Raw genomic sequence first — 26,201 nt, forward strand, 5'->3', positions numbered from 1 at the left:
GGCGATGCGCTTGCGGTGCGCGCTAGCCGATTTCCACGCGGTTGCGTCCGTTGTCCTTGGCTCGATACAGCGCGAGGTCCGCGCGTTTGACGAGCGGACCCAGGTCGTGCTCGCCCGGAAGGCGCTCGGTCACGCCAATGCTCACCGTAAACAGAACGGGTTTGCCTAGCCGCCAGGTGTGTTCGAAGTTCTGTTGCTCGATCGCGAGCCGCAACTCTTCGGCTGCCGCCGTTGCCTGCTCGATATCGAAGTCTGGCAGCGCGGCGACGAACTCTTCGCCGCCCCAGCGGGCAAACACGCCGATCCGGCAGTCGGAGTTCATCACGACCTTGGCCAGGACGCGCAGCACTTCGTCGCCAATGTCGTGTCCGTAGTTGTCGTTGATCTTCTTGAAGTAATCGATATCGAGAATGAAGACGGAGAGCGTGTTGTCCGACTCCAGAAGCTTGTCAACCGTGTCAGTGAATTCACGGCGGTTCGGCAGGCCGGTCAACTCGTCGGTTACGGCCTGCTTCTGGAGCAGGTCCATCAATTGAACGCGATCGGTAATATCGCGAATCACGGCGGTGAATTCGATCAGCCCGCCAACGTTGATTTTCGAAATCGCGATTTCAACGGGCAATAGCGACCCATCGCGATGGAGCCCATAAACGCGGTTACGTTCGTCCATTTGCCGGGAACGCACGGGCGAACGCGCGAACTGGTGGACGTATTGCGAATGATTGGCGCGGTAGCGCTCGGGGAGAAGCTCCGTAATGGGCTGCCCGAGCATTTCCGTGGCGGAGTAGCCGAACAGGTTCTCGGCGGCACGGTTGAACAGCGTAATGCAATGCTGCTGATCGATCGTGATGATCGCGTCGTAGGCCGCATCCACGACGGAGCGAAAGCGCGAAGTGCTGACTTCCAGTTCGTGCGTCAGCAGCATTTTCGTCGTGATTTCCAGGCCCGTCACCATGATTTCGAGCACGGCGACTCCGCCTTCGGCGTGCCGTATCGGCTTCAACGACAAGCGCCACCAGTGCGTTCCGTCCCTCAGGTCGTAGGCTTGCTCGAGTTCGCGGGCAACGCCGGATTCAAAGCATTCGGTCAGTTTCTGGCGGAATTCGGTTCTGGCGTAGTTGGGAATGATCGCATCGAACGACGCGGGGAATGACTTGATCGCGTTGCGCCTGCCGCCCGTCATCCGCGTGAAATGATCGTTGCAGGCCGAAACGACGAACTGTCCCCGTTCGTCGCGGCCAATCATGGCCACGCTCGCAGCGATTTCGTCGACGAAATCCCGAATCATGTTTGACCAGTCGGCCATCGAGCCTCCTTTGCCAGGTAGCCCAATACACTGACAATATAGTAGTCCGCATTACACGAGGCGGCAGGGCAATGTCGCGCCGTGCACGTTCTCGAACATGTCGATGTACGCACGCTCTGTGCGGTAGCTCACCAAAGCCGCCCACACTCGTTACGAATCTTCTTGATGTCGTGCTGGCGGATATCTACATTGAATTTACGTGCTGGCGGCGAGAGAGTGCAGCGCGAGAACAACCCGAAAATATGAGGAATCGCATGCGGCGCAAATCTACATGGCTAGGATGGTCCCTGTGCCTTGTCGCCATGCACGCGTTCGGGCAGACCCAGGCTGGCTCCACTGCCCCTTGCGCTACCCCGCGCCAGCACGCGGCGACCGAAGCGCGCGTGACTGCTATCACGCAGGGTTTCGACGCGTATCGCATCGGCAACGATTACTCTTCGGCCGACAATCAGCGGCTCCAGGCGCTGGCCACTGTGCGCCGATGCCAGACGCGCTCGTCGAGCGATCGATGCAGCCGCGAACTCCAGCAGTACACGATTGCCGACCAGCAGTACCGGTACGCGGCGCAGAGTATGGACTCGTACAACTCGGCCGCCGCGACGCAACAAAGGGCACGCGCCGCGGAGTTGCCGGTTTGCCGGTAACAGCGCGTTGACCTCGCGTACGCGTTGCATTCACGTTGCGCTGTGCTGTCGCGCCGCCACGACGCCTCCATGCAATTCCACATGCAGCACGACTAGCCACCGGGCAGGGCAAGCGCTCGACACCCGCACCGCGCGCCCGGGCCGAATGGCGGCCGGCTGAACGAAGCCCGACTCTCGTGCTCGCGACCACGCATGCCGCGCGTCTGAGCGTATCCAGACGGCAAGCAGCGTACAGCACATGAAACAGAAGAATGCTGTCAGGCCCAGAGCGAAATCCGGGTGATTCGAAAACGCGAAGAACGCGAATGCCGAAGTCAAAATAGGATTGATCAGCAGAATGAGCGCGCAGACGCGAAGCAACGCTCGCGTTTGCGGGCTAGTGGCACGGACAGCATGGAACATGCGGCGGATTGGCGTAGAGGGTTTGCGCATTTGTCGAGCGTGATGCGCAGTCAATGCAACAAGGTCACCGGCACGCTGCAAAGGCGCCTGAGCCTTGAGAGCATCATCCATTGGCGCAGGAAGCTGAGATGGCTTGCGTCCACGAGAACGATATCCGCGCCACTGCATTCCACGCAGGCTGCAATGCTGCGTTCTGCGGGCCCCGGAGCGTGCCGCAGCCGGTACGGCACGCCTGCGTCTTTGAGAATCGCGCAGGTGGCGTCGAGCATGTCGCGTGTGCGCCGTCGCCTGCGTGTGCTCGCGGCGTGGTTGCTGGCTGCGCGTTGCGTCGTCTCGACGACCTCGACCTCCACCATGCCGCGTTCGGCGAAAAGAAACGCGCTGTGGCGTGCGGCTTCGGCAGCGCCGTGGTGGTCGAAGACGGGAATGAGGAGTTTCAACACGAAGGGGCCTGATAGATTGTGCAACAGAGTGATCGTAGCGAACGGCGTGTAAATAAGCTGTAAAAGATCGGCCACCGGCGCGTAAATGCGGCGTTTGTTTACGGCATTTTTTCTTGTGCGCGGACGAACGCCACGCCTACACTTGCGCGTCGAATCCGCCCGAGCAATTGCCATGTTTTGTCACCCGCCGTTCAATCCCGTGGTTCTCCGTTAATCATGCCGATGCGCTTTCGAGGCTGGCTGAAGCTCGCGCTTCTCACGTTTTCCGTGGACCAGATACTGACCGCCGTGTTCGGCTACGCTACCCAACAAATCGATCCGGGCATTTCGGACTTCGAGACGGTGATCTTCAGCTGCATTACGTGCTTTCTCGTGAGCAACTGGCTGGTGTCCGATGCGCGGGCCGCATGGACCGCGGCAAAGAAGCAGGGATTTATCGGACCTGCGCGCAGCGGTGGCGCGCATGAAACGCAACTCGAAATTGCCAACGCGTGCCCCCGCCGCTGGCTCGTCGTGCTGCATCTCGAGTTGAATCCCCAGCTCGCACAAAGCATTTGAAATTTACACAACCAGGGCCGCTATTTTTAACACCGGTTTTACGCGTTCGGTAATACGCTGAAGTTGTGTTCACAACCTGCGAATGGCAATTCAAATCTCATGGCTTGCGCAAATCCCATCCCCCGTTTCGAAATCGTGGCGCCGCTTGAGCGCCCGCGTGCGAAGGTCGTCCCGCTGCGGGCCCCGCGTGCCTGGCTCGAAGTCATGCTGAACGCGAATACTGAAGAAGGCGCGCGGGCCCATCTCACCGCGCTGCTTCATTCTCCGCTCGGCGTCTACGTCGCGCAGACCGCCTTCGTGCGTGGCGCCATGCGCGTGCAACTCGATATCGCGCCCGAAGACATCGACTTCACGATGCATACGCTGATCTCCAGCGTCCCGCAGGCCACGATCGGCGCGTTGCGCCCGCGCATCGCCAACAAGGGGGCCTGATATGTTCGAAGGAATCTGGTTGCCCATCATTACGCCGTTGCGCGATGGCGAAGTGGATATCGAGGCGCTGGAGCGCCTCACCGACGAATACGCGAGCCGCGGCGTGACAGGCATCGTTGCGCTCAGCACGACCGGCGAGGCCGCGCTCCTGAGCGACGTAGAACGCGTGAGCGTGCTGCAAGCCATCACGGAGGTGGCGGCGGGCCGCGTGCCGGTGATCGCGGGCTTGGGCGGTAGCGACACGCGTGCGTTCGTGCAGGATCTGCGCGCGCTGGAAAAGTGGAATGTGGCAGGCTTTCTCGTTCCCGCGCCTTCCTATGTGTGCCCGGACCAGGCGGGGCTCGCCTGGCACTTTGGGCAGATCGCGCGTGCCACGTCGAAGCCGTTGGTGCTCTACGACGTTCCGCATCGCACAGGTGTGTCGATCGAAATCGAAACAGTGCGCGAACTGGCGGAAATCGACAATATCGTGGCCATCAAGGCTTGCGCGAGCGAGCGCTTCAAGGCGCTGGGACAATTGCCCATCTCGCTGCTTTGCGGTACGGACGAAGCGTACCTGGAATGTCTCGAAGCGGGTGCCACAGGCGGCATCCTCGCGAGCGCACACATTTGCCCGGACTTGCTGCGCGATGTGCGCTCGCTCGTGAAGGCTGGATACGGCGAGGCGGCGAGCCGGCTTTTCGCGCGCTTCAAGGGAGTGCTGCGCTTGTTGTTCGCCGCGCCGAACCCGAGTGCGATCAAGGCCATGCTGTCGCTCGACGGCACCCTGTCGCCCGAAACGCGCATGCCGATTCGCCCGGCTTCGCCCGCGCTCGTCACGCAACTCGAATTCGCGCGCGCCGTGCTAGACGACCTGCGCGCCGTCGCGCCGTCACCCTGATTTCGCTTCATGGGCGCGCCGCGCGCGGACGTTTTTCCGCTTTTTCGAGCTTTCATCTTGCGGCGCTACTATCCCCCTACCGTGTCATGGGGAATCGCGAAGATGAAGTACGAGAACGCTCTGCAACGAGCGATCAACGGGGGCCTCGAGCGCGCCCGGTCAGAGGGGAAGATAATGATGCAGGACAGACCACCCGTCTCCGGTGATGCCTCGCACCTTCAACGCTGCGATTTCCTCGGGGCCAAATCCGAAATCCCGGAGAACCGCTGGCGTATCGGAACCGGGAAGCGGCGCCGACCGAAGTTGCGCTATGGGAGTGCGAGCGGTCCGATACCACGTAGGCAAAAGCAGTGAGACGGTGTAACCACTGGGATGCTCAAAGTGCTGCATCACGATGGAGCGTGTGTCCGCTGCATCGGGACTCGCTTGAATTCCTTGCTGCTCATAATCCGCGCGAAGCTCGTCCAGCCGTCGAACTGCGACCGCCACGGTGTGGTGGACGCCCGCGACTGCCTCAGCGACTTCCCTCTTGTTGAGTTGCCGAATTCTGGCTGCGATTCCGTCATAAGTCGTGCTGTCGGCCTGCAGCGCGTTGGCAATCGCCGCTATGGACGACTCTCGGCCCCCGAGATAGGTCCAGCCGTCGGCTGCCTGATAAACTGCCTGAGCCGGACCATAGCCGGTTGCCCTCGAAATTTCCGGCTCGTTCAGTTTATTCACGCTGTCGACGACATACGGAAACTGCACGAGCTGGCCGCCCATGCTCAGGGACGTTTCCACATGCGCGCTTCCGCGGCCCAGTTCTCTCGCTACTAGCGACTGAGCAATACCCAGAGCGGACAGGAAACCCGTTATGTAGTCGATACACGACGCGAGCCCGTGCAGGACCGGTTGCTCGGCGGTGCCGTAGCGGGAAGCAATGCCGACGCCGAACTGGACGACCGGGTCGTAGCCGGGGTCGTTCTTGCGAGGACCGCCCAAGGGGCCGCGCCATGCAGTTATCTGGCACGCAATCGCGCGAGGGTTAGCGGCTGCGATCTGGGGGAACGAAATCCCCAGCCTCTGGCTCGACTCGTCGAGAAAGTTCTGGATGACGACGTCGGATTGTTTGACGATCCGGCCTAGCGCCTCGCGGCCTTCTTCGGTCTTCAGGTCGATGATGATGGCGCGCTTGCCCTGGTTGACCTCCATGCCGAACCACATGGTGTGGCGAGGACCGGCAATCGGAGCAGGCGGATCGACGCGAATGACGTCAGCTCCGAATTCAGCCAATACCCGTGCGGCCGCAGGGCCGGCAATCGTATTGGAGATATCCACCACGCGAATACCTTCCAGCACGGTGTTACGCCTGGACTCGACGGCTTTGGGCACGATACGTTCGCCGGACCACCGCGCCGCGAGCGGGTCGTCAATATGGCGGTACGGGCGCAATTCCGGCGAAATGCTTTCACCATTCGCGCCACGGAAGGTGACGAAGCGTCCAGCTTGACGAGTCTCGCCAAAGCGTGGATCAAGCAGTGATGTAACGTTGCCGCCTTCAATTGCAGAAGGGAGCTGGAGCCATTCTTTCGTGGTACGAATGATCGAGACGGGGACGCCAGCGCGCGCAAGCTGCGCTTCCCATTCGGCTGCGGGTCGAGTGGAGAGGCGTTCGGCGATGGCGGTCCGCAATTTTTTCCGCCAACCGACGCTCAGCGTCGCCAGATTGACGTTGTTATCCGCTCCGCTCTCGTCGAACGGGCTGCCAATGACGAGGCCGTCGCCAATCATACGATCGAGCAACCCGAGCGCCTCGAGCAGCACACGGGACTGGTGGACATGTTCCACCGCATTGATGAAGATCTGCCTGCCGTCCGAACAGCGATATGCCGCGAACATCGGCCATGCGAAATCGGACAGATAGCGCTCCAGCGCGGCGCGATGTTCGGCCGTGAGATGCGTCGAGAGGTCCCGCAGAATCGGGAAAGCGACATCCCGCATGGCCTTTTCAACCGGCGGGAAGTCGAATCGCAACGGTTGGTCTTCAATATTGATCGCCAGCAGCGCCATCGCAGACATCACCGCGTCTGCCAGCGGGACTTCAATGTACTGTCCGATTCCGCTGCGCAGTCGGTGGAGATAGCCCATGCTTGCGGCAATCGCTCCATGCACGCCGCCGTATGCCGAAGCCAGCGGAATGGACGTAAAGCGCGGCGCGCCGCCAAGCAGTGGCCCGGCAAGATGGATGTCGGTGTACACGCCGCAGGCGGCGTCGATCACGCCTTCCCAGCCGGGTATGTCGCTTTCCGCGCTCTGTGACGCGAATGCGGGCAGCGAGATGTAGACGACTGCAGGATTGACGGCCTCGATTGCGGCGTAGTCGACACCGAAACTCACGCTTCGGCCGGGGCCGAGGTTGTCGATGATGATGTCCGCGTCCTGGGCGAGTGTGAGGGCGGTGCGCCGGCCCGCGTCCGATTTGAGGTCGAGCGTGATGCCGGTTTTGCCTCGACCCAGCAGTGCGTCTTCCATGGAAGCCCGTCGATTCGGCGGCTCGATCTCGATCACTTCCGCGCCCTGGTCGGCAAGAAGCATTGCGGCAACCCGGCCGGGCCAGGAACTGCCGAGATGGAGGACCCGTATGCCTTTCATCGGGTAAGTGGGTTCGGTCATTCGCTGTCTCCTCGAGTCGTCCGCCTTTTGGCGCCCGCTTGTGCAATCAGACTTGACTGTTGGGTGTGGGCACGGGCTCAGTCCAGCAGGTCCGGTTGTTCCTTGACGATGCGGGAATAAAGGAGTTGGAACTGGAACCAGCCCGCCTGCGCGGAGCCGACAATCGAATGCGACTGGCGCGCTGCGGCATCGGAAATCGTCTTCAGCGGTGCGCCGGTGCGTGCCGCTGCGGCTTCCGCCATCAGTTGCACGTGGCACGAACGCTCCATGGTGATGAACCACCATGCGGCCTCGTCCACCGTCTTACCCACGGTCAGCAAGCCGTGGTTCTGCAGGATGGCCGCCTTGTTCGAACCCAGCGCATTGGCAATGCGCTCGCCTTCGTCCAGTTCCACTGCCACGCCGCCGAATTCATCGTAGACGGCATGGTCGTTGAAGAAGGCGCAGACGTCCTGCGTGATCGGGTCCAGTGGCCGGCCCAGCGTCGACCAGGCCCTGCCGTAGGTGCTGTGCGAATGCGCGGCTGCCATCACGTCGGGACGGGCGTGGTGCACGCGCGAGTGGATCGCAAAGGCCGCTGCGTTGACCGGGAGGTCTCCCTCCACGACATTGCCATGATGGTCGCAGCGGATCAGGTTGGACACCTTCACCTGACTGAAATGCACGCCGAACGGATTGACCCAGAAGGTGTCGCTGTACTCCGGGTCGCGCATCGTGATGTGGCCCGCCGCGCCTTCGTCGAAGCCGAACTTCGAGAACAGCCGGAACGCGGCCGCGAGACGCTGCTTGCCGTGCAGGCGCGCCTGCTCAGGGGAATCGAACTCAGGCGGGCGAGAGACATGCTGGTATCGCGCCTGGAGTTCTTCGGGGAGGCCTTTAGCCAGATCAATGTCGGGCGTTGCTCGCGTTTGCGGGGACGTCATGTGGATTTCGCCTGTCGGGATGTACGAGTGAAGCGATGGACATGCGCGGTCACTGGTGCTGTGCTCTTAGTCAGTGAAACCCACATCCATTCGGCTTGACTACATCCTACGATCGCGCATGTTCGCCGATCTGCAAGATTTCTTACGTTTCCAGCTTGTCGCATGCAGTTTCTGACTCGCCCTGTTCTGCTACCCAACACCGGCAGCTAAGGAGAGGCTGTTGCCGGCACTCGCTCCTGGCAACGTGGACAAGACGATGAGCGCCCGCAGTGAAGGCCATCATCGCTCACTACCTGAAGGTCTACGAGAAGTTGCCACAGCTAACTCCGCAGCGTTGAACAGGTTTGTAGTCTGAGCCGGTTCAGGCCGTCATGCAGCCTGTTGCCGATGGGCATTGCCAGGGCTTTCGTTTCGACCTCTAGCGGAAACCGTCCTTGGCCGTCCGATTCAGTCACTGTGAGTCTGCCTTCGAGTCCAATATCGGTCGGTCCTGAAGTTGTGCCCCCGCCACGGCTGAGGCTGCAGTGGCCACCGTCTCGTCGCCAGCAAGCTTTCTGACCTCGGATGCGCAATCGTCGGACGCTGCAACGTGCGCCTGGGTGAGCAGCAACTGGAGCCCCGCGATCTTCTGCTGATCTTGGGCCAACAGCGATTGGCAAGCGGTTTCCACTTGGTGCAGCCCACTGTGGTCCAGGATCGATTGGAGGTGGGTGGCCATCCGCTCCCGGTCTTCAACCACCGGGGTAGGCTGACCCAGAACGCGTAGGGCCTCCAGCACTGCGGGCTGACACGCACCAGTGTAGGTCAGCACGCGGTCACAGACCGGTGGAAGTACCCACGTGGGCGCGTGCACTGTCTGCTGAGTCCACAGTTCGTTATCGACTGGGTGATGAATGCCCTTCGCACGTGGTGCCCACCCTCCATGGTGGTGGCCATGGTTGCGCATTCTGACGCCGACGCGGTACAGGTGGTGACTGCCGTGTGTGCCGCGAGCGTGATGGACCGCCTGTCCCCCGTGCGCGCGCACCGTGTGTCGGATGTGCTCGGCGTGTTTAGTCGTCTGATGTTGGTGGCCGTGTGCGTCAGCCATGGCGGGGACCAACAGCGTTCCCGCCATGATGGCCGCCACGTTAATGCCTGTTCTTGCGCTGTTGTAGTCCACTACACAATCCTATTAGTCTCGGTCCTCACAGCACACGTTAACGGCAGTCTATGCGGTCTGCTTTACCCCACACAGTCGGGGAGCCTGCCGAAGCTCTGGATGAGTATCTAAAATCTGTTCGATAAGTGTTCAGGCGACGTTAATTTGAAATTTAGAGGTGGTCGCTGCGCGCAGCGTGACTTCAAGTTTTTCCATTCGTACCGGTCGTCCGTGGCATGGGTATCTCGCCGATTGTTGACGCCCATTAGCGGGCCAGTGTCAAGTGCGTCACTGGATTGTTCGCGATCCAGCCTGCAGCATCGAATGTCTCTTCATGGCCGAGGCCGGAAGGCGGCCTTGCGAGCCGGTTGTCGAGAAGTCGAATGTGTCTCCGTCCGCTGGAATACGCAAACCGAAGCGACCGGACGTGCAGGTTAGCCAGAAGCGCTCGGCCGTTTCGAGAGTGCGGGCGCAGCAGGATCTCAAATCAACCCGGAAACGCCTGCGATTTGCAGTAGCAGGATCAGGTTCAGAAGCAGCACAGCGACGGTGCCCGATACCGCCGCGACTATCGTCAAAGGGCTATTGCGATAGCGTCCCATCAGCGCGGTGCGTGACGTGAACCACACCAACGCGCTCATTGGGACCGGCAAGGCGATGCTGATCACGACCTGACTCCATACCAATGCACGGGTCGCATCGGCACCCGAGGCCACGACGACGAATGCAGGCACCATCGTGACGAGTCGCCGTACCCACACCGGAATGCGAAAGCCGACGAACCCTTGCATGATTATCTGTCCAGCAATCGTGCCGACCACCGAGCTTGAAATGCCGGACGCGACAAGCGCGACGAGGAACAAACCTGCCGCGGCGCTGCCTAGCAGCGGCGTTAGCGTGTGCCACGCAGTCTCGATGCTGGCGATCTCCGGATGCGTCTCGTGAAAAGCGCTGGACGCCATGATCACCATGGCCATATTGATCAGGCCTGCGAAACCCAGCGCAACCACCACTTCGATGTTGGAGAATGCGAGCAGTTGTGAGCGCTCGCGCTCGTTGCGTGGCGTCACACGACTCTGCATCAGGCCTGAATGCAGGAACAGAACATGTGGCATGACGGTCGCGCCGACGATGCCGACTGAAATGGTCAATGCGTTGCGGTCCGGAGCGCTCGGCATAAAGGTGTGCCGCAACACCATCGGCCACTGAACCGGCGCGATCCATAGTTCGGCCATGTACGAAAGGCCGATCACGCCGACCAGTCCGGCGATGAACAACTCCAGCGGGCGGAAGCCTTTTCGCTCGAATTGCAGCAGCGCATACGTGACGGCGCCCGTGACCAGCATGCTGACCATCATCGGCAGATGCAGCAGCAACGACACGCCGATCGCCCCGCCCACGAATTCCGCGAGGTCGGTTGCCATCGCGGCGATTTCGCTGGTCAGCCACATGGCAACGACCCACGGAGCCGGCCACGACTCTCGGCATAGTTCGGCGAGATTGCGTCCTGTCACGAGCCCGAGCTTGGCCGACAGAGACTGGAATAGCATCGCCACGACGTTGGCGGCCGCTACCACCCACAGCAGCGCATACCCGTAGCCGGAGCCAGCCTGGATGTTGGTCGCGAAGTTACCGGGGTCCATGTACGCGATCGACGCGACCACCGCGGGCCCCGCAAAGGCGAGCATGACACGTGGCCCGCGGCGTCGACCTGAGAGGCTTTCGCGGATATTGAAACAGGTCTGTTCGGTAAGCGTCTTCGGCACGACGGCCTGACTCACGGCTTCGTTCATGATGCTCCCTGTACAAGGTCTTCGTGACCCGGTCTGCGGCTGGCGGGATGTCTGCCACTGCCCAACGGGTGAGCGCGGCTGCCGCCACGCTCACCTGACCGGTGTTCCGCCGTTGCGTTCAGGCGCTCATGTTGAGCGTACCGTTCACGCCGTTCGGGAAGAAACCGCCTTTGACCGCTGCGGTACTGGTCAAATAGACGATGTTGAGCACGTCGTTGTAGGTGCGACTGAATGCGAGGCCGTTGCTGTCGAGCGGGACGATGTTGGACGTACCCGCGGTGCTGCCGCTGATGCCCTGGTCGTCGTTGCCTACCTGGTCGAGGCTGTCACGTGCGGCAGAGATGGCGTTGGCTGCACTGATCAGGTTTGACATGTCGAGGCCCTTTGCGTACAGCGTGGTGCGCACGAGGCCCGCGTGATAGGCCTCGGCAGCGAGAATGCCTGCGGCAGCCGACAGGAACGTCTTGCTGGCAAGTAGCGGCGCAGCGCCCTTGTAGGCCGTCACGCCGACATCCTCGAAGATGAACGCGCCCAGCAGAAAATTGTTGTCGCTTGCGTACGGACTGAACGCGACACCCGCGCCGACCAGACCTGCTGCGCGCGCAGCAACGGAGAACGCACCATTCGGATTGGTGCCGCTGATATCGATGACGGGTTGTGCAACGGCGGCCGAGCCCAGTGCGCTGCGCAGAAACGCGACGTGCTCGCGCTCGTCGTTGGCAATTTCGTTTGCGTACGCCTGCACCAAAGGATCCTGGAATGGGACTTGCGCTCCGGGGATGACGGCGCCCGGTGTACCAACGCCGCTGAGCATATTCGCAGGCAGGCCGCTACCGGTGGTTGCGTACGTATAGAACTGCGCTTCGAGGTATTCGAGGTTAAGCGCGAAATTCAGGATCTCGTCGTCGGTCGGCGCGCTCGGGGTCGGGTTCGCCGAAGCGGGGGCGCCGGAGCCACCGCCGCAAGCGCTGATAAGGGTCCCGCCGACCAGGCCGAGACCCAGTCCCCCGGCGTTCCTGAAAAACTGCCTGCGTTTCAGGCGCCGTTCGACGCGACGGTCGAACACGTCGATGAGCGCTGCTGAATTGCCTTTCGTATCGGACATAGCCATGCTCCTCATAAAGTTCGCAGGGGACTACCGCAAGACTCGCGGCCCATGCGCGGAGGCAACAGAACGCCATCCGCGAAGCGGTAGCGAGAATCGCAGGCACGAAGACGGGCCATCCTTGAGCGAAGAACAGGAGCAACGACAGGGGGCGGCAAGTCTTCAGATTTCCTTACGGACAGCAAGGATCTGCGGATGCGGGTCGCACACAAAAATATTTCTGGCGGCGGGTGCACACAAAATTTTTTTGTAGCAAGTGCATCCAGCCACGCCTCTGTTCCGTAACTGATAGATTGGCAGCGACTGGCATGGCAGGAATATGCCCGCGGTCCGCCGCGAAAGTGCCTGCGGATGCGATGGAAGCTGCCACAGAAGAAGCGCGTTTCAAGTGGGCATCGCACGGCGGCTTCCCAGCCATGCCAAATTCCGCAAGGGCGATCCAGTGAGAGCACAGACTACATGAGCGGTAACCCGGCAACCGATGGCGGTCAACCGATGGGCGATCCCGAAGCCCGTCGCCGCGACGAACTGAATCTGCTCCTGCTCGACGTTGGAACAGGCGATCGGGCCGCTTTCGGCACACTTTACCGACGCACGTCCGCGAAGCTCTTCGGTGTGTGCCTGAGGATGCTGCGCGATCGCGGCGAAGCCGAAGAGGTGCTGCAGGACGTCTATGTCACCGTATGGCGCCGCGCCGTGACGTTCGACCCGACGCTGGCCAGTGCGATCACGTGGCTTGTCGCGATCGCGCGCAACCGGGCCATTGACCGCCTGCGGCGGCACCGCGAAGAACCACTGGACGAATCGATCGGGGATGAGGTTGCCGATGAAGGTCCTTCGCCTGCCGCGATCGTCGAACATAGCGAGGAGCGGCGACGTCTGGAGCGTTGTCTGGAAGGACTGCCGGCCCAGAAGGGTAGTGTCATTCGGGAAGCCTTCTTCACGGGCGCGACGTATGCCGAACTGGCGGAGCGCTTGAGCGTACCGCTGGGTACCATGAAAAGCTGGATCCGGCGCAGTCTGCTCCAGCTCAAAGCATGTCTCGAACAATGAATACGCCCCTATCCAGCCCTGATGACCTGCGGTGCGCCGAATACGTACTGGGCGTTCTCGACGCGGCTGGGCGCAGACATTTCGAACAGGCATTGCAGCGCGATTCCCAACTGGCCGCAAGCGTCGCAGGCTGGCAGAACCGCTTGATGCCGCTTAACGAAGATATCGACGAGATCGCGCCCGCGCCGTATGTGTGGGCGCGCATCCAGTCCGAACTGGGCTTCGCGCCCATCGAGACGTCGCGGCCTCGCGTCAGACTCTGGGATGACATTCGCTTGTGGAGGTGGATCGGCATTGGTTCGAGTCTCGCAGCCATGGCGCTCGTCATTCTTTCCGTCCTGCCGGTTCGCGATCGCTCCATCGCTGGGCCGGGCCACGATGCCTACAAGGTGGCCAGTCTGGTACGGGACGGAGGCGGCGCAGGATGGGCCGCGATCGTCGACGTCGAGCGTGCCCGCATGGTGATCGTCCCGGCAAACGGTACTCCGGTTGCGGCAGACCGCTCCACCGAACTGTGGCTGATTCCGCCGGGCGCGCAACCTTTGTCGCTCGGCGTGATCGCAGGAGACCGCCCGACCATCGTCTCGTTGCCGCAGACCCGGCTCGCGCTGCTGAACGCGCGAGCGACCCTCGCCGTATCGCTGGAGCCGCGTGGCGGATCGCCGACCGGACAACCGACCGGGCCGGTGCTGGCGAAAGGCGTCGTGGGTGGCGCATGAGCGCGCGACACGATTCATGCGCTTGCCGCTCAACAGGTGCGCGACAAGGCGTGCATCCACAGCTTCGTTTGACCCGTATCTTCGCTAGCTTCCAGTCCGGAAGCATCGATCTTTCGGGAGAACGCAGATGGAATCGTGCAACAAGATGAAGGCGGTCGGCGCAGGGCTGGCGCTTGCTCTGGTGCTGGGAACGACGACCGCCGCAATGGCCGGTTCGATGTCCGCTGACGACACCGTGGAGGTCGGCGGCGCCGCCATGTATCCGTCAAGGAACATCATCCAGAACGCGGTGAATTCGAACGACCACACGACGCTGGTCGCCGCGGTGAAGGCCGGCGGGCTGGTCAATACGCTATCAGGCAACGGTCCCTTCACGGTCTTCGCGCCGACCAACGAGGCGTTCGCCGCGTTGCCCGCCGGCACGGTTCAGACGCTGCTCAAACCCGAGAACAAGGCCATGCTCGTGAAGGTGCTCACGTATCACGTGGTGCCGGGGCGCCTCACGGCGAACGATCTCGCCATGGCGGTTGACCAGGGCGGTGGCAAGGCGATCCTGAAGACCGTGGAAGGCGATTCGCTGATCGTCAGCAAGGACGCCAAAGGCTGGGCCATCACCGACGACAAGGGGGATGTCGCGCACGTGACGATCGGCGACGTCATGCAGTCCAATGGCGTCATTCATGTTGTCGACACCGTGCTGTTGCCCTGATGTCGAATGGAAAACCGGGAACGAGCGGCCTTACGCCAACGAGGTGAAACCTCGCGTGTGCTCGTTCCCGGCGTGTCATTTGGATTCGCTTCCGCTGGCGCGATCGCCGACTCCTCCACCTCCTCCACCTGGCTTAACGCACAAATCGTTGACAGTTCGTTCATGTAAGGCGAACGGCTCCTTCTGGCTAGTGCCCGCGGTCGGCGCTACTTGGTCGAGCCGCCGCTTCTGCAAAGGCAGGAATTTGACTGTAACGGCCATTCAGTAACCGTCATTCGCAGGACAACCTGCCGGAAAGAGGCAGATCACGTCAGTTAGCGCGCTGATCATTCCATTGCGTCGCGCACCGCTTCGAATATTTCAGCGGGTATGGATTGTCGGTTCAAGTGGGGGTTTCGCAGAACCGTATGCTCGAAGAGTTCGCCCTTGTTCAATCCGAGTGCAAGAAGCCAGCACTACGCGCCGCGAATCGCCAGCTATATGCCGAGAGGGCCTACCACTGCGAAACATGTTAATGTCGACAATAACAAAATCGACAGAGCCGAATGGTATACTTGCTGTAGTGACATCAGGCGCAACTTTCCCGACTGGACATTCCGATATGGCAAGACAGAAAACACAAGAACTTCCGGATCTCGGAACCTTGCTCAAGCCGAGGGACCAACTGATGCTGGCGGTGGAGGATGCCGTGTTGCGGGGCAATGAATGGGCGCGGGCGTCCATGCCCGTGGCGGCACAGATCGCGGCCCGCATCGCGGGTGCCATCACGCTCAATCACATCGAAGCCGGCAAGCGGCTCCTGGAGGGCGACATCGGCGAGGTTCTGCACGTCAGCCGTGCGCCGGTGCGCGAAGCACTGCGCATTCTCGAACGCGACCGCCTGGTCGCGTTCGAGGCACGCCGTGGCGCGATCGTGACGCAACCGGACGCGCGTGAACTGCGCGACATTTTCGCGGTGCGCACCGTGCTGTATTCGGCCCTCATCGAGGAGTTGCTCGCCGAGTGTCCGGAGGAGCTCGGCAAAGTATTCGACGAGCACGTGAAGGCGCTCGAGCGCACCATGAACGAATCGCTCGATGCCTACGTGCTCGAAGGCTTCCTGCTGAATTTCGCCGTGTTCGACCTGAGCAGCAATCTCGTGCTCGCGGACATGCTGAAGTCCATCTCGTTGCGCGTCCTGCGCTACAACCGGTTGGCGTTCGCCACGCATCCCGAGAGCATTGCGCAGTCGATTCGGGGCTGGCGCGATCTGCGCCGCGCGGTGGCGTCGCGCGATCTGGCGCGCGTGCTCAAGTGCGTGCGGGCGCGCATGGACACTTCGCGCGACAACGCTATCCGCGCGGTCGAAAAGCCCGAGGGCGGCACGCCTGCGCGACGCAAGGCACGCGCCGCCTGAGCGCCGCGCCGCTGCGCCCGGGCGCCGGTTGCGGCAGGCCGTTGGGCCGTTTTGCGGCGGTGTACGGTCGCGTGGCGCGCAGGCGTCCTGCTTTCTCGACGTCTGTCCCGTATAGGCAAATGGTTGTCGTGGATTATCAAGCGGGGGAGTGAACTGGACAGGACAATGGGCCGATTGCAGTCGAGCCGGTAGCGCCGACCGCAGTTTCCCTTTGGAGATCCAGCATGAACTTTCTCGACGGCCATCTCTTCCCGGAGAACCAGCAGCCCCTGATCATCACGGCAGCACCCTACGCCCCCGGCTGGTTGCCCGCGGACTTCCCTGAGGATATCCCGGTCACCATGGAGGACCAGATCCAGAAGGCGGTGGACTGCTACAACGCGGGCGCCACGGTGCTGCACCTGCACGTGCGCGAACTGGACGGCAAGGGCAGCAAGCGCTTGTCAAAATTCAACGAGCTGATCGCCGGCGTGCGCAAGGCCGTGCCGGAGATGGTCATCCAGGTGGGCGGATCGATCTCCTTTGCGCCCGAGAACGAGGGGCAGGCGGCGAAGTGGCTGTCCGACGACACACGCCATATGCTGGCCGATCTCGAACCCACACCGGACCAGGTCACGGTGACGGTCAACACCTCGCAGATGAACGTCACGGACCAGGCCGAAGACGCGGACTTCCGGGGCACTTCGCGCGAGAATCCGGCCATTTTCAACGCCTATAAGGAAATGTCGGTGCCTGCGCAACCGGGCTGGGTGGAGGAACACGTGCGCCGCCTCACGGCAAGGGGCATCCAGAGCGCGTTCCAGTGCTATAACCTCAACAGCTTCGAGTCGGTGGAGCGTCTGATGCGCCGCGGCTTCTACAGAGGCCCGCTGGTCATGAACTGGGTGGCCATCGCGGGCGGCATGGATACGCCGAGCGTCTACAGCCTCGCCAACTTCATTCGCGCCGTGCCCGATGGTGCGGTCGTGACCGTGGAGAGCAACGTGCGCAATGTGTTGCCCGTCAATATGATGGGGATCGCGATGGGCCTGCACGTGCGTTGCGGCACTGAGGACTGCCTGTGGAACCAGTCGCGCACGGAGAAGATGAGCACCGTGAAGCAGATCGAGCAGCTCGTGCGCATCTCGCGCGAGTTCGGCCGCGAGATCGCCACGGCGCGTGAGGCGCGCGAGATCTCGAAGATCGGTGTGTTCTACGACACGGCAGAGGAGTCGCTTCACGCGAACGGCTTCGCGCCCAACCGCAACGGCGGCAATCAGGGCTTTCTGCGCAAGACGGCCTGAGTGAACCCTTAGGTCTACTTCGCTCTTCAACGAACCGAAAGGGTCTGCTGATGCATACCGACAACAGGGGCCTGCCGCTGGCAGGCGTGCGCGTGCTCGACTTCTCGCGGATTCTGGCTGGGCCGTGGAGCGCCATGGTGCTTGGCGACCTGGGCGCAGAGGTCATCAAGGTCGAGCACCCGGAGCGGGGCGACGACACGCGCGATTGGGGCCTGCGCATTGGGCGGACCGAGACTGCCTACTTCAACAGCGTGAATCGCAACAAGCGCTCGATCGCGCTGGATCTGCAGACGCCCGAGGGCCAGCGCATCGCGCAGGATCTCGCGAAGACCTGCGACGTCGTGATCCAGAATTTCAAGTTCGGCGGGGCCGAAAAGCTCGGGCTAGGCTACGAACAACTGAGCCGCGAGAGCTCGCGTCTCATCTATTGCTCGATCTCGGGCTACGACCGCGCTGGCCCCGAGGCCGCGCGGCCCGGCTACGACCTCGTCGTGCAGGGCGAAGCGGGCCTCATGGCGCTGAACGGCGAAACGGAGCAGCCGCCGCTGAAGTTTGGCGTTGCGGCCGTCGATCTGTTCACCGGCATGTACTCGGCGCAGGCGATGCTCGCGGCGCTGTTCGAGCGCGAGCGCACCGGTCGCGGACGCCACATCGAAATGGCCCTGTTCGACTGCGGGCTGATGATTACCGCCTACTACGGGCTGGAGGCGCTAGCGATGGGCGAAGACCCGCCGCGCTACGGCAACGCGCATCCGTCGATTGTGCCTTATGGCGTGTTCGACGCAGCGGACGGCCCACTCGTCATTACCGTGGGCAACAACAGCCAGTTCGAACGCTTCTGCCGGGAGGTGATCGAGCGGCCCGACCTGGCCGACGACGCGCGTTTCAAGACGAACATCCTGCGTTCGCAGAACCGAAAGATCCTGCTTCCCGAACTCACGCGCGAACTGGGGAGCCGGCCGCGTGTGTGGCTGCTCGAACGGCTCGCTAGCGCGAGCATTCCGTGCGGCGAAGTGGCGGGGTTGCGCGAGGCGCTGCTCTCGAAGCGCACGATGGAAGCAGGCCTCGTGACCGAGCAACCGCATCCGCATACGGCAAGCGGCAAGACGTACGTGCTCGCGCCGCCGTGGCGCTTCGACGGTGAACGCTTGCCGGTGCGTCGACCGCCCCCGCGACTTGGCGAAGGTACGTACGACGTTCTGCATGGCGAGCTCGGTGTGTCGGATCAGGAGTTGGTGGCGCTGCGAGAGAAGGGCGTCATCTGATAAGTAGTCCGGTCGATGCCACGGGCGGGATGTCTGTGGCATCCAGCGCGCGAGCCTGCAGGCACTGTACAAGCAACGGAATGGCCGCAGGCGGCTCGCGAGAACCGCCTGCAAGTGCTACCGGAAACCGAACAAGTCATGCCGCAGTCGCTGCTTTCCAGTCACCGCGAGCGAGCGCATCGAGGCGCCGCTGGATCTCCGCCTGATGTTCGGCCTCCGCCGCACGCTGGCTTTCGCCCGGGAAGTAGGCGCCGTCGTACAACAGGAAGCCGCGCTGTCCGCGCTTGCGCAACGGCGGATAGCCGTTTTTGGCCAACGTTTCTTCGATGCTGCCGTAACTTGTGCCGATCTGGTAAATGCGTTTGGCTTCCTCGCCGGTGGCGATTTCGCGGTTCAGTTCGCGCGAGATGCGCACCATTTTTTCGACCTGCTTCACGGAGGGAATGCGCTCGCCGAGGTCGTCCTGCAGCGTGTCCTCGATACCGCACCGCACGTGCATGCCGAGGCAGATGCCCATGGTGGTCAGCGGCCAGTGAGGACGGTTGGTGCCTTCGATGGTCAGCACGGCACCGTCCGGAACATGATTGATGAACTCCATCATGGCGCGCGGATTCGGGCCATCCATGCCGCCGCCGATGGCCACCCAGTTCAACACCAGCGGGCCCATGTACTTGCCGCGGCGGATCATGCGCCCCAGCGTTTCGAGCTGCGCGAGGTGGCCGATCTGGAAGTGAGGCTGAATACCATTGGCCACGAGGCGGCGGATGTGCTCGTCCACGAAAGCCGGACCGGCGGGAATGGTCATCTCGCGGTACGGACTGTTCTCCAGGTCTTCCCACGATGTGTGCAGGACGTCTGTGTGTACCTTCAACTCCGCCGTGTTCATCTGGCTGGTGTTGATGGCGACCGTCACCTGGTCCGGGCGCGGGTTCAACTCGGCCAAACCGTGGCGCGTGTCGTCGTTCAGCCAGCGGGCAATGTCGCCTTCGCTTTCGGGTGCAAACGAAATCGAGCCGCCCACTTGCAGGACCATTTTCGGCACGGCGGAGCGCAGACGGTCGAGCATCTCGTTGAACATCGAGAGGCGCTTGGAGCCCTTACCGTCGGCTTCGCGCACGTGCACGTGCAAAACGGTCGCGCCGGCGTTGTAGCAGTCCACGGCCTTTTGCACCTGCTCGGCCATCGTTACGGGCACATCGTTCGAATCGCCGGGCAACCATTGCGGGCCATAGGGCGCGGCTTGAATGACGAGGGGCTGCTGGTTCTCGGGCAGCAGGGAGTCATCGATGAAATGCATGCGGATCTCCTGTAGACGTCTTCGAGTTTCGACCCACCGCGCGGGAGTGCGGGATCAGGTTGGAGGCAGTGTAGCATCGCGAAATAATTAATGTCGACAAAAATAAGAATTCTCTGGGGACGATATGCCGATGCGTACACCGCCGTGCGTATCGAGGGCACTCGGTATAAACATTAATGTCGACATTAAATAAACTGGCCGATGATGGATGACATCAGCACCACGCCGGCTCCGGCGGAAACCGGCGGCGCAGGTGAATTTTTGGAGGAGGCAGCGTTGAACCTTTCTACGAGTAATGTCCTGCCGGCCGGATCGATTTCGATTTCCCGCAGCGCCCGAGCCTACGCATGGCTGGTTTTCGCGTTGATGTTCTGCCTCCTGTTGTCCGACTACATGTCACGGCAGGCGCTCAACGCGTTATTCCCGATCCTGAAAGCGCAGTGGGGCGTCTCCGATACGCAACTGGGTTCGATCAGCAGCATCGTGCCGCTGGCGGTCGGCGTGCTGACGCTGCCATTTTCCGTGGTGGCGGATCGCTGGGGGCGCGTCAAAAGTATTGCCCTGATGGCTGGGTTATGGAGCGTTGCCACGATTGGCTGCGCGGTTGCCGCGAACTATCACGAGATGTTCGTTGCCCGCTTGTTCGTCGGCGTCGGCGAGGCAGCCTACGGAAGTGTCGGGCTGGCGATGCTCGTGAGCCTCTTTCCACGGCATATGCGCTCTAGTATCGTCGGCGGCTTCACGTCCGCGGCGGCCTTCGGGTCCGTGCTCGGTGTTTCGTTTTCGGGCCTCATCGCTGCGCACTTCGGCTGGCGCTGGTCGATGGGCGTCATGGCGATATTTGGCCTCCTGCTGGTCATCATTTACTGTTTCGTCGTCACGGAAAACAGGATCGCGCGCGCCCATCCGGACGAAGCGGGCGCGAGCCCCGCGCAAGGCCGCGCCACGCTGACACTTCGGGCCCTCTTCCTTGGACTGTTTCCGTCACGCTCGGTGTTTTGCGCATATCTTGGCAGCGCCCTTCAGGTCTTCATTCAGGGCACGCTATTCGTGTGGCTGCCCAGCTACCTGAATCGCTACTGGGGTATGCCTGTCAGCAAGGCTGCCGTCGTGGCGGCCGGCCTGGTACTGGTGAGCGGCATCGGCCAGTTCCTGTGCGGCGTGGCGACCGACTGGATCTGCCGGGAATCGTCGCTCAAGCGGTGGAGTATGGCGATCGTGTATTGCCTCGCGCTAGGTGTCTTGCTGGCGATTGCATTGCGCATGCCGACGGGCAACCTGCAACTCGGACTGCTTGCAGCCGCGGTGCTCTTTCTTGCCAGTTCGTTCGGCACCTGCGGTGCGATCATCGCCACGGCTACGCCACCGGCGTTTCATGGATCGGCCTTTGCCACGCTGACGCTGTTCAACAATGTACTGGGCCTTGCAGCCGGTCCCTTCGTCACTGGCGTGATATCGGACGCTGTGGGCCTTCAGGCCGCCCTTCGTTGGCTTCCATGCGCGGCCGTGCTGCCCTTGACGGTCTATCTCATCGGCCGCTGGTGCTGTCTGGAGGAGGCACGCCGTGGTTGAGCGCAGGACAGTCATTGCCGGTTCGATGAAAAGGAATATCAACATGCTGCCCCAACGCCCCGACTCCAGCCACAACGACAATTACCTGACGAGCCCGCGAGAGGCGTGGTTCGCCTTCGTGATGACGTTCGCACTCATGTTCTTCGATTTCGTCGATCGACAGGTGATCGTCTCGCTCTTTCCTCACATCAGAAGCGCATGGCACCTAAGTGACAAGCAGTTGGGCTCGCTGGTATCCGTCATTTCCGTAGTCGTGGGCGCGGGCGGCATACCCGTTGCGCTGGTGGCGGACCGCATGGGCCGCGTGAAGAGCATTGTTGCGATGGCGCTCGCGTGGAGCCTCGCCACGATCTCGTGCATGTTCACGGCCAACTACGGCCAGTTGTTTGCCGCGCGCGCGGTGGTGGGGATCGGCGAAGCAGGCTATGGATCGGTCGGCGTCGCCCTCATCTCGACACTGTTTCCGGGGCGTATGCGCAGCGCGGTGCTCGGGGCCTTCTATGCCGCTCCGTCGTTGGGTTCGGTGCTTGGCGTGGTGCTCGGCGGCGCCATCGCGGCTAAATGGGGCTGGCAAGCGGCCTTTGGCGTGGTCGGCGTGCCGGGGCTCGTGCTGGCCCTGCTTTATCTGCGCGTGCGCGACTACCGGACGCCCGCGCTGACGTTCGACTCGAAACAACCAACACGGTCGCTGGCCCAGACGCTCAAGCCTGTGTTCGGGACCATGGCACGCACACGGACGCTGCTATGGGTCTGCGCCGGCGCTGCCGCCCAGTTGATTACGGTGTCGGCCATCTGGTCCTGGCTGCCGAGCTACCTGAACCGCTTCCACGGCATGGCGCCGGACGCCGCGGCCAGGTCGGCGGCGGTGGTTGTGCTGGTCGGTGCCGTCAGCAGCACGGTCTGGGGCATCGTGGTGGGGCGCCTCGCCGTTCGCAGGCCCCGCAACAAGCTGCTCGCGCTGGCCGTGTTGTGCCTGATGACGTGGGCAGTTTTTGCCGTCGCGTTCGGCGGTACGTATAGCGGAGACGCGCAGTTCAGGATGATCCTGCTGGGGGCCTTTTTCATGAACTGTACGGTGGGCGTGGTGGCGGGCATTGCGATGGACATCATTCACCCGGGGGTGCGTTCTACGGGTGCCGCCGTGGTTTCCCTGTTTCAGAACGTCTGCGGGCTGGCGACGGGGCCGTTCCTGGCCGGCATCCTGTCCGACCAGTGGGGGCTGCAGCGGGCATTCGCGGTCACGCCGCTGTGCAGCATCATGGCCTCGGTGTGCTTCGTCGTCGCCATGCGCAGCTACGATTCGGATGTTGCCCGGATCTCGAGCGGGACGCCGGACATGGCGCCAGTCGCCGCCGATGCGGTGAGTCAGGGCACTGCGGTCTGAGGCCTAGGCCACGGCACGTTCATTGTCCGCGCTGGACCGTCCCGGCGAGCATCTGCGTGACGTGCTCGTTGCGCCACACGCTCGGCGGCCTGCCGAATTCGGCGCTGAACCAGCGCGAGAACGCACTGAGTTCTGAAAAGCCCAGCAGGTTGCCGATATCGGACATCGAATGACGTGGCTGCTCCAGGTATCGCACCGCGAGTGATGCACGGACCTCGTTCAGGAGAGCTGAGAATCGCTGCCCGGACTGTTCGAGCTGGCGCTGCAGCGTACGAGGCGTGCGGCCAAGCCGAAGGCTCACAGGTTCGATCGCGCCTTGCCCGCGCGGCAACAGGACATGAATGGTGCGGCGCACATTGTCGGCGAGCGATTCCGTGCTGTAGCGCGGCTGCAGGTCGAGCAGATCCTTCGCGTAGCGCGCGAGATGCATGTCTGCCAGCGGGTTCGCGCGATCGAGATCCTGCCGCGCCAGCACGATGCTGTCGAACTCGCTATCGAATTCCACGTTTCGCCCGAAGAAGCGGCGATGCACCGCGAGGCTGGCCGGCGCCGCATGCGAGAAATGCACGCTGCGGGGCGCGTAATTCGAGCCGAGTATCGAGCGCATGAGACTGAACACCACGCCGACTGTCAGCTCCACCATTTCCGGTCCCGGATGGGGCCGCCCGGTCACGAGCCCGACGTGCACGAGCGCGACATCCCCAGTTTCCTCGACGTGAATGACCACCGAATCGCTCAGCAGATGGCGGTAGCTCTCGATCTGCGCCAGCACCTGGCGCAGCGTCGGCTGATGCTGCAGATACAGACTCAACGGGCCGAAATCGGAGAGCCGCCACGCTTCGCCGACGCGCACGCCGAGTGAGCCGCAACCGGCCTGGCGCGCCGCGCCCTCGATCACCTGTGCAAGGCCCGATTCCGGAATGCGCAGATCGGGGGTCGCGAGGCACGACGGATCGAGCCCCGCGTCGCGCAGCGTGCGAACCGGATCGATGCCCGTGCTTCGGGCGATCTCCGAAAACTTGGCGAGAGAGGCGGCTCGAACCAGGAGAGGCATGGCTTCACGCACAGACGGTAATTTTCAGAGGGTAATGTTTGTGCAGTGCGGCGTCTGTCGGGACTAACCATGAACGTGCAGCGTGTCGCGTGTTGTCAGATCGTGTCGCGCAGCGTCAAGCGCGCGAGTGACGCATTTCCCACAATGCCTCTTCATGGCGGTGCGTCACTAGCGGCATCAGCAAAAGGGACGCAACGAGCCAGGCGGGCAGGCGGCATACGCGAGCATCCCTGCCGCCCTCCACGCAAGCCCCTTCTTCACTGGAATCAGTCCATGCGAATCGAACGATTGACCTGCACCATCGGCGCCGAAATCTCCGGCGTTCATCTGGGCGATGCTGCGCGCGATGACGCGCTGTTCGCCGAAATCAAGGCGCTCCTGCTCAAGCACAAGGTGCTGTTTCTGCGCGACCAGAACATTACGCGCGCGGAGCATGTCACATTTGCACGGCGCTTTGGCGAACTGGAGGACCATCCTGTCGCCGGCAGCGATCCGGATCATCCGGGGCTCGTGCAGATCTATCGCAGCGACAAGAAGGAGAATTACGAAAACAGCTATCACACCGACGGCTCCTGGCGGCCATGCCCTTCGATGGGCGCGGTGTTGCGCTGTGTCGAGTGTCCGGAAGTCGGCGGCGACACCATCTGGGTCGACATGGGGGCGGCGTACCGCAATCTGCCCGATGAGATCAAGCAGCGCATCGACGGGCTGCGCGCGAAACACAGCATCGAGCATTCCTTCGGCGCGGCAATGGCGCCCGAGGCAAGAGCGAAGCTGGCCGAAGACAATCCGATGGTCGAGCATCCGGTGGTGCGCACGCATCCCGAAACAGGCGAAAGGGTGCTGTACGTGAACGGCTTCACCACGCACTTCGCGAACTTCCACACGCCCGAAAACGTGCGCTACGGGCAGGACAAAACGCCCGGTGCAAGCCATCTCCTCAACTACCTGATCAGCCAGGCCTATATCCCCGAGTTCCAGGTGCGTTTTCGCTGGAAGCCCAACAGCGTGGCCATCTGGGACAATCGCGCCACGCAGCACTACGCCGTGCACGACTACTGGCCCGAGCCGCGCAAGATGGAACGCGCCGGCATCATCGGCGACCGGCCGTTTTGACGCGCACGCACTGCCCCCGCATTGGCGAATGGTTAGCAGAACGACATAACAGACAGGGACGTACGAGCTGGAAATCAGGAGACGCAACATGGCACACGCAATCAGGATGTACGAGACCGGCGCGCCGGAAGTCATGCGCTGGGAGGAAATGGCAGTCGGCCAGCCCGGCCCCGGCGAGGTGCGGCTACGCCACGAGGCGGTGGGTCTGAACTTTGCCGACACCTACTTCCGCACCGGCCTCTACCCAGTTCCGTTGCCGGCGGGCCTGGGCGTGGAAGCGGCGGGCGTGGTTGAGGCAGTGGGCGCAGGCGTGACCAATCTGGCGCCCGGCGACCGCGTGACCTACACGGGGTTCGTGAATACGCTAGGCGCGTACAGTACCGAGCGGCTGATTCAGGCGGCCCCGCTTATCCGGCTGCCGGAAGGCATCGCGTGCGAAACGGCGGCGGCCATGACGATGCGCGGCCTCACGTCGGCCTATCTGATGCGGCGGATCTGGCCGCTGCAGGCTGGCGAAACGATACTCGTGCACGCCGCTGCAGGCGGCGTCGGTCTCATTCTTTGCCAGTGGGCGAAGCTGCTGGGGCTGACGGTGATCGGCACCGTGTCGAGCGAGGAGAAGGCGGAGATCGCACGCAAGCACGGCTGCGATCAAGTGATCTACTACATGCGCGAGGACGTGGCGCAGCGTGTGCGGGAGTTGACTGGCGGCACAGGCGTATCCGTGGTCTACGACAGCGTGGGCAAGGACACGTTCGCGGCATCGCTCGATTCGCTCAAGCGCCGTGGCTTGCTGGTCTGTGTCGGCACCGCATCCGGCCCGGCGCCCGCGTTCGAGCCGCAGATTCTTGCGCGCAAAGGTTCAGTCTTCGTCACGCGCCCGGCGCTCGCCGACTATATTGCCGATCCGCTCGAGAAGGCCGAGCTTGCCGCCGAGATCTTCGGTCACGTCGCTGCGGGACACATCAAGATCGAGATCAACCAGCGCTACGCGCTCGAGGACGCCATCCACGCACATCGGGATCTCGAAGCACGCAGGACGACGGGTTCGTCCATCTTCACGGTCTGAGGGGG

23 protein-coding genes are annotated in these 26,201 nt (G+C 62.5%); 14 read left to right on the forward strand and 9 right to left on the reverse strand.

The genetic code is table 11. The features are described 5' to 3' along the window. Positions 1-22: 22 nt before the first annotated feature. Positions 23-1,306, reverse strand: a complete 1,284-nt coding sequence (locus JMY28_RS05805; protein WP_201694930.1) for a sensor domain-containing diguanylate cyclase — start codon at positions 1,304-1,306, stop codon at positions 23-25. 383 nt (positions 1,307-1,689) lie between these two features. Between JMY28_RS05805 and JMY28_RS05810 the strand changes: the two genes are divergently transcribed. Further along, the gene (locus tag JMY28_RS05810) at positions 1,690-1,950 is read left to right on the forward strand and encodes a hypothetical protein (protein WP_201694931.1); all 261 of its coding nucleotides are present in this window, start codon (positions 1,690-1,692) and stop codon (positions 1,948-1,950) included. 452 nt (positions 1,951-2,402) lie between these two features. On the opposite strand, the gene JMY28_RS05815 is transcribed toward JMY28_RS05810, so the two are convergent. After that, positions 2,403-2,969 (reverse strand): hypothetical protein, encoded by a 567-nt coding sequence (locus tag JMY28_RS05815; protein WP_236596714.1) that lies wholly within the window; start codon positions 2,967-2,969, stop codon positions 2,403-2,405. 42 nt (positions 2,970-3,011) lie between these two features. Between JMY28_RS05815 and JMY28_RS05820 the strand changes: the two genes are divergently transcribed. The 3 genes from JMY28_RS05820 (at position 3,012) to JMY28_RS05830 (ending at position 4,665) form a co-directional block, all read left to right on the forward strand. Beyond that, positions 3,012-3,353 (forward strand): hypothetical protein, encoded by a 342-nt coding sequence (locus JMY28_RS05820; protein WP_236596715.1) that lies wholly within the window; start codon positions 3,012-3,014, stop codon positions 3,351-3,353. Positions 3,354-3,452: 99 nt separating this feature from the next. After that, positions 3,453-3,785 carry a hypothetical protein gene (locus JMY28_RS05825; RefSeq protein ID WP_201694932.1) on the forward strand — a complete coding sequence of 111 codons (333 nt, stop codon included), beginning with the start codon at positions 3,453-3,455 and terminating at the stop codon, positions 3,783-3,785. A 1-nt stretch (position 3,786) separates the two neighbouring features. Further along, positions 3,787-4,665 (forward strand): 4-hydroxy-tetrahydrodipicolinate synthase family protein, encoded by an 879-nt coding sequence (locus tag JMY28_RS05830; RefSeq protein WP_201694933.1) that lies wholly within the window; start codon positions 3,787-3,789, stop codon positions 4,663-4,665. Positions 4,666-4,824: 159 nt separating this feature from the next. Here the strand turns inward: JMY28_RS05830 and JMY28_RS05835 are convergent, their stop codons facing one another. The 5 genes from JMY28_RS05835 to JMY28_RS05855 form a co-directional block, all read right to left on the reverse strand. Then, entirely contained in the window at positions 4,825-7,317 is a 2,493-nt protein-coding gene (locus tag JMY28_RS05835; RefSeq protein WP_201694934.1) for a CoA transferase, read from the reverse strand. 77 nt (positions 7,318-7,394) lie between these two features. Beyond that, positions 7,395-8,240 carry a class II aldolase/adducin family protein gene (locus JMY28_RS05840; RefSeq protein ID WP_201694935.1) on the reverse strand — a complete coding sequence of 282 codons (846 nt, stop codon included), beginning with the start codon at positions 8,238-8,240 and terminating at the stop codon, positions 7,395-7,397. A 451-nt stretch (positions 8,241-8,691) separates the two neighbouring features. Then, on the reverse strand, positions 8,692-9,402 hold the full coding sequence (locus JMY28_RS05845; protein WP_201694936.1) for a hypothetical protein: 711 nt from the start codon (positions 9,400-9,402) through the stop codon (positions 8,692-8,694). Positions 9,403-9,863: 461 nt separating this feature from the next. Further along, on the reverse strand, positions 9,864-11,174 hold the full coding sequence (locus JMY28_RS05850; RefSeq protein ID WP_201694937.1) for an Nramp family divalent metal transporter: 1,311 nt from the start codon (positions 11,172-11,174) through the stop codon (positions 9,864-9,866). A 118-nt stretch (positions 11,175-11,292) separates the two neighbouring features. Continuing rightward, entirely contained in the window at positions 11,293-12,279 is a 987-nt protein-coding gene (locus JMY28_RS05855; RefSeq protein ID WP_201694938.1) for a ferritin-like domain-containing protein, read from the reverse strand. 495 nt (positions 12,280-12,774) lie between these two features. Here JMY28_RS05855 and JMY28_RS05860 point away from each other — a divergent pair, with 495 nt between their 5' ends. The 6 genes from JMY28_RS05860 (at position 12,775) to JMY28_RS05885 (ending at position 18,704) form a co-directional block, all read left to right on the forward strand. After that, entirely contained in the window at positions 12,775-13,332 is a 558-nt protein-coding gene (locus JMY28_RS05860; RefSeq protein ID WP_236596716.1) for a sigma-70 family RNA polymerase sigma factor, read from the forward strand. Next, positions 13,329-14,051 (forward strand): anti-sigma factor, encoded by a 723-nt coding sequence (locus JMY28_RS05865; protein WP_201694940.1) that lies wholly within the window; start codon positions 13,329-13,331, stop codon positions 14,049-14,051. The genes JMY28_RS05860 and JMY28_RS05865 overlap by 4 nt, the downstream gene beginning before the upstream one ends. A gap of 127 nt (positions 14,052-14,178) precedes the next feature. After that, positions 14,179-14,760, forward strand: a complete 582-nt coding sequence (locus JMY28_RS05870; RefSeq protein ID WP_201694941.1) for a fasciclin domain-containing protein — start codon at positions 14,179-14,181, stop codon at positions 14,758-14,760. A 643-nt stretch (positions 14,761-15,403) separates the two neighbouring features. Continuing rightward, positions 15,404-16,156: a GntR family transcriptional regulator gene (locus JMY28_RS05875; protein WP_236596717.1), complete on the forward strand. Its 753-nt coding sequence runs from the start codon at positions 15,404-15,406 to the stop codon at positions 16,154-16,156. A gap of 224 nt (positions 16,157-16,380) precedes the next feature. Further along, positions 16,381-17,439: a BKACE family enzyme gene (locus JMY28_RS05880; protein ID WP_201694943.1), complete on the forward strand. Its 1,059-nt coding sequence runs from the start codon at positions 16,381-16,383 to the stop codon at positions 17,437-17,439. Between the two features lie 50 nt (positions 17,440-17,489). After that, positions 17,490-18,704: a CaiB/BaiF CoA transferase family protein gene (locus JMY28_RS05885; protein ID WP_201694944.1), complete on the forward strand. Its 1,215-nt coding sequence runs from the start codon at positions 17,490-17,492 to the stop codon at positions 18,702-18,704. A gap of 136 nt (positions 18,705-18,840) precedes the next feature. Here the strand turns inward: JMY28_RS05885 and JMY28_RS05890 are convergent, their stop codons facing one another. Then, on the reverse strand, positions 18,841-20,001 hold the full coding sequence (locus JMY28_RS05890; RefSeq protein ID WP_201694945.1) for a BKACE family enzyme: 1,161 nt from the start codon (positions 19,999-20,001) through the stop codon (positions 18,841-18,843). 201 nt (positions 20,002-20,202) lie between these two features. Here JMY28_RS05890 and JMY28_RS05895 point away from each other — a divergent pair, with 201 nt between their 5' ends. Together JMY28_RS05895 and JMY28_RS05900 are read left to right on the forward strand one after the other, a co-directional pair. After that, the gene (locus JMY28_RS05895) at positions 20,203-21,573 is read left to right on the forward strand and encodes an MFS transporter (protein ID WP_236596718.1); all 1,371 of its coding nucleotides are present in this window, start codon (positions 20,203-20,205) and stop codon (positions 21,571-21,573) included. Next, a complete protein-coding gene (locus JMY28_RS05900; protein WP_236596719.1) occupies positions 21,566-22,957 on the forward strand; it encodes an MFS transporter in 1,392 nt (463 codons plus the stop codon). Before JMY28_RS05895 ends, JMY28_RS05900 begins: the two co-directional genes overlap by 8 nt. Positions 22,958-22,976: 19 nt before the next feature. On the opposite strand, the gene JMY28_RS05905 is transcribed toward JMY28_RS05900, so the two are convergent. Beyond that, positions 22,977-24,011, reverse strand: coding sequence for an AraC family transcriptional regulator (locus tag JMY28_RS05905; RefSeq protein ID WP_201694946.1), 1,035 nt, complete (start codon positions 24,009-24,011; stop codon positions 22,977-22,979). A 273-nt stretch (positions 24,012-24,284) separates the two neighbouring features. Between JMY28_RS05905 and JMY28_RS05910 the strand changes: the two genes are divergently transcribed. Then, entirely contained in the window at positions 24,285-25,127 is an 843-nt protein-coding gene (locus JMY28_RS05910; RefSeq protein ID WP_201694947.1) for a TauD/TfdA dioxygenase family protein, read from the forward strand. An 88-nt stretch (positions 25,128-25,215) separates the two neighbouring features. Beyond that, entirely contained in the window at positions 25,216-26,196 is a 981-nt protein-coding gene (locus JMY28_RS05915) for a quinone oxidoreductase family protein (RefSeq protein WP_201694948.1), read from the forward strand. Positions 26,197-26,201: the final 5 nt, after the last annotated feature.

This window comes from Paraburkholderia hiiakae, from assembly GCF_904848665.1.
Taxonomy (GTDB): Bacteria; Pseudomonadota; Gammaproteobacteria; order Burkholderiales; family Burkholderiaceae; genus Paraburkholderia; species Paraburkholderia hiiakae.

Excerpts from the sequence above, each read along its gene's own strand:
- JMY28_RS05815 (WP_236596714.1), bottom strand. The coding sequence starts at position 2,969 with ATGGCAATTGCTCGGGCGGATTCGACGCGCAAGTGTAGGCGTGGCGTT.
- JMY28_RS05805 (WP_201694930.1), bottom strand. The coding sequence starts at position 1,306 with ATGGCCGACTGGTCAAACATGATTCGGGATTTCGTCGACGAAATCGCT.
- JMY28_RS05865 (WP_201694940.1), top strand. The coding sequence starts at position 13,329 with ATGAATACGCCCCTATCCAGCCCTGATGACCTGCGGTGCGCCGAATAC.
- JMY28_RS05855 (WP_201694938.1), bottom strand. The coding sequence starts at position 12,279 with ATGTCCGATACGAAAGGCAATTCAGCAGCGCTCATCGACGTGTTCGAC.
- JMY28_RS05840 (WP_201694935.1), bottom strand. The coding sequence starts at position 8,240 with ATGACGTCCCCGCAAACGCGAGCAACGCCCGACATTGATCTGGCTAAA.
- JMY28_RS05915 (WP_201694948.1), top strand. The coding sequence starts at position 25,216 with ATGGCACACGCAATCAGGATGTACGAGACCGGCGCGCCGGAAGTCATG.
- JMY28_RS05830 (WP_201694933.1), top strand. The coding sequence starts at position 3,787 with ATGTTCGAAGGAATCTGGTTGCCCATCATTACGCCGTTGCGCGATGGC.
- JMY28_RS05850 (WP_201694937.1), bottom strand. The coding sequence starts at position 11,174 with ATGAACGAAGCCGTGAGTCAGGCCGTCGTGCCGAAGACGCTTACCGAA.
- JMY28_RS05860 (WP_236596716.1), top strand. The coding sequence starts at position 12,775 with ATGGGCGATCCCGAAGCCCGTCGCCGCGACGAACTGAATCTGCTCCTG.
- JMY28_RS05820 (WP_236596715.1), top strand. The coding sequence starts at position 3,012 with ATGCCGATGCGCTTTCGAGGCTGGCTGAAGCTCGCGCTTCTCACGTTT.
- JMY28_RS05880 (WP_201694943.1), top strand. The coding sequence starts at position 16,381 with ATGAACTTTCTCGACGGCCATCTCTTCCCGGAGAACCAGCAGCCCCTG.
- JMY28_RS05825 (WP_201694932.1), top strand. The coding sequence starts at position 3,453 with ATGGCTTGCGCAAATCCCATCCCCCGTTTCGAAATCGTGGCGCCGCTT.
- JMY28_RS05885 (WP_201694944.1), top strand. The coding sequence starts at position 17,490 with ATGCATACCGACAACAGGGGCCTGCCGCTGGCAGGCGTGCGCGTGCTC.
- JMY28_RS05910 (WP_201694947.1), top strand. The coding sequence starts at position 24,285 with ATGCGAATCGAACGATTGACCTGCACCATCGGCGCCGAAATCTCCGGC.
- JMY28_RS05890 (WP_201694945.1), bottom strand. The coding sequence starts at position 20,001 with ATGCATTTCATCGATGACTCCCTGCTGCCCGAGAACCAGCAGCCCCTC.
- JMY28_RS05905 (WP_201694946.1), bottom strand. The coding sequence starts at position 24,011 with ATGCCTCTCCTGGTTCGAGCCGCCTCTCTCGCCAAGTTTTCGGAGATC.
- JMY28_RS05870 (WP_201694941.1), top strand. The coding sequence starts at position 14,179 with ATGGAATCGTGCAACAAGATGAAGGCGGTCGGCGCAGGGCTGGCGCTT.
- JMY28_RS05835 (WP_201694934.1), bottom strand. The coding sequence starts at position 7,317 with ATGACCGAACCCACTTACCCGATGAAAGGCATACGGGTCCTCCATCTC.
- JMY28_RS05895 (WP_236596718.1), top strand. The coding sequence starts at position 20,203 with ATGATGGATGACATCAGCACCACGCCGGCTCCGGCGGAAACCGGCGGC.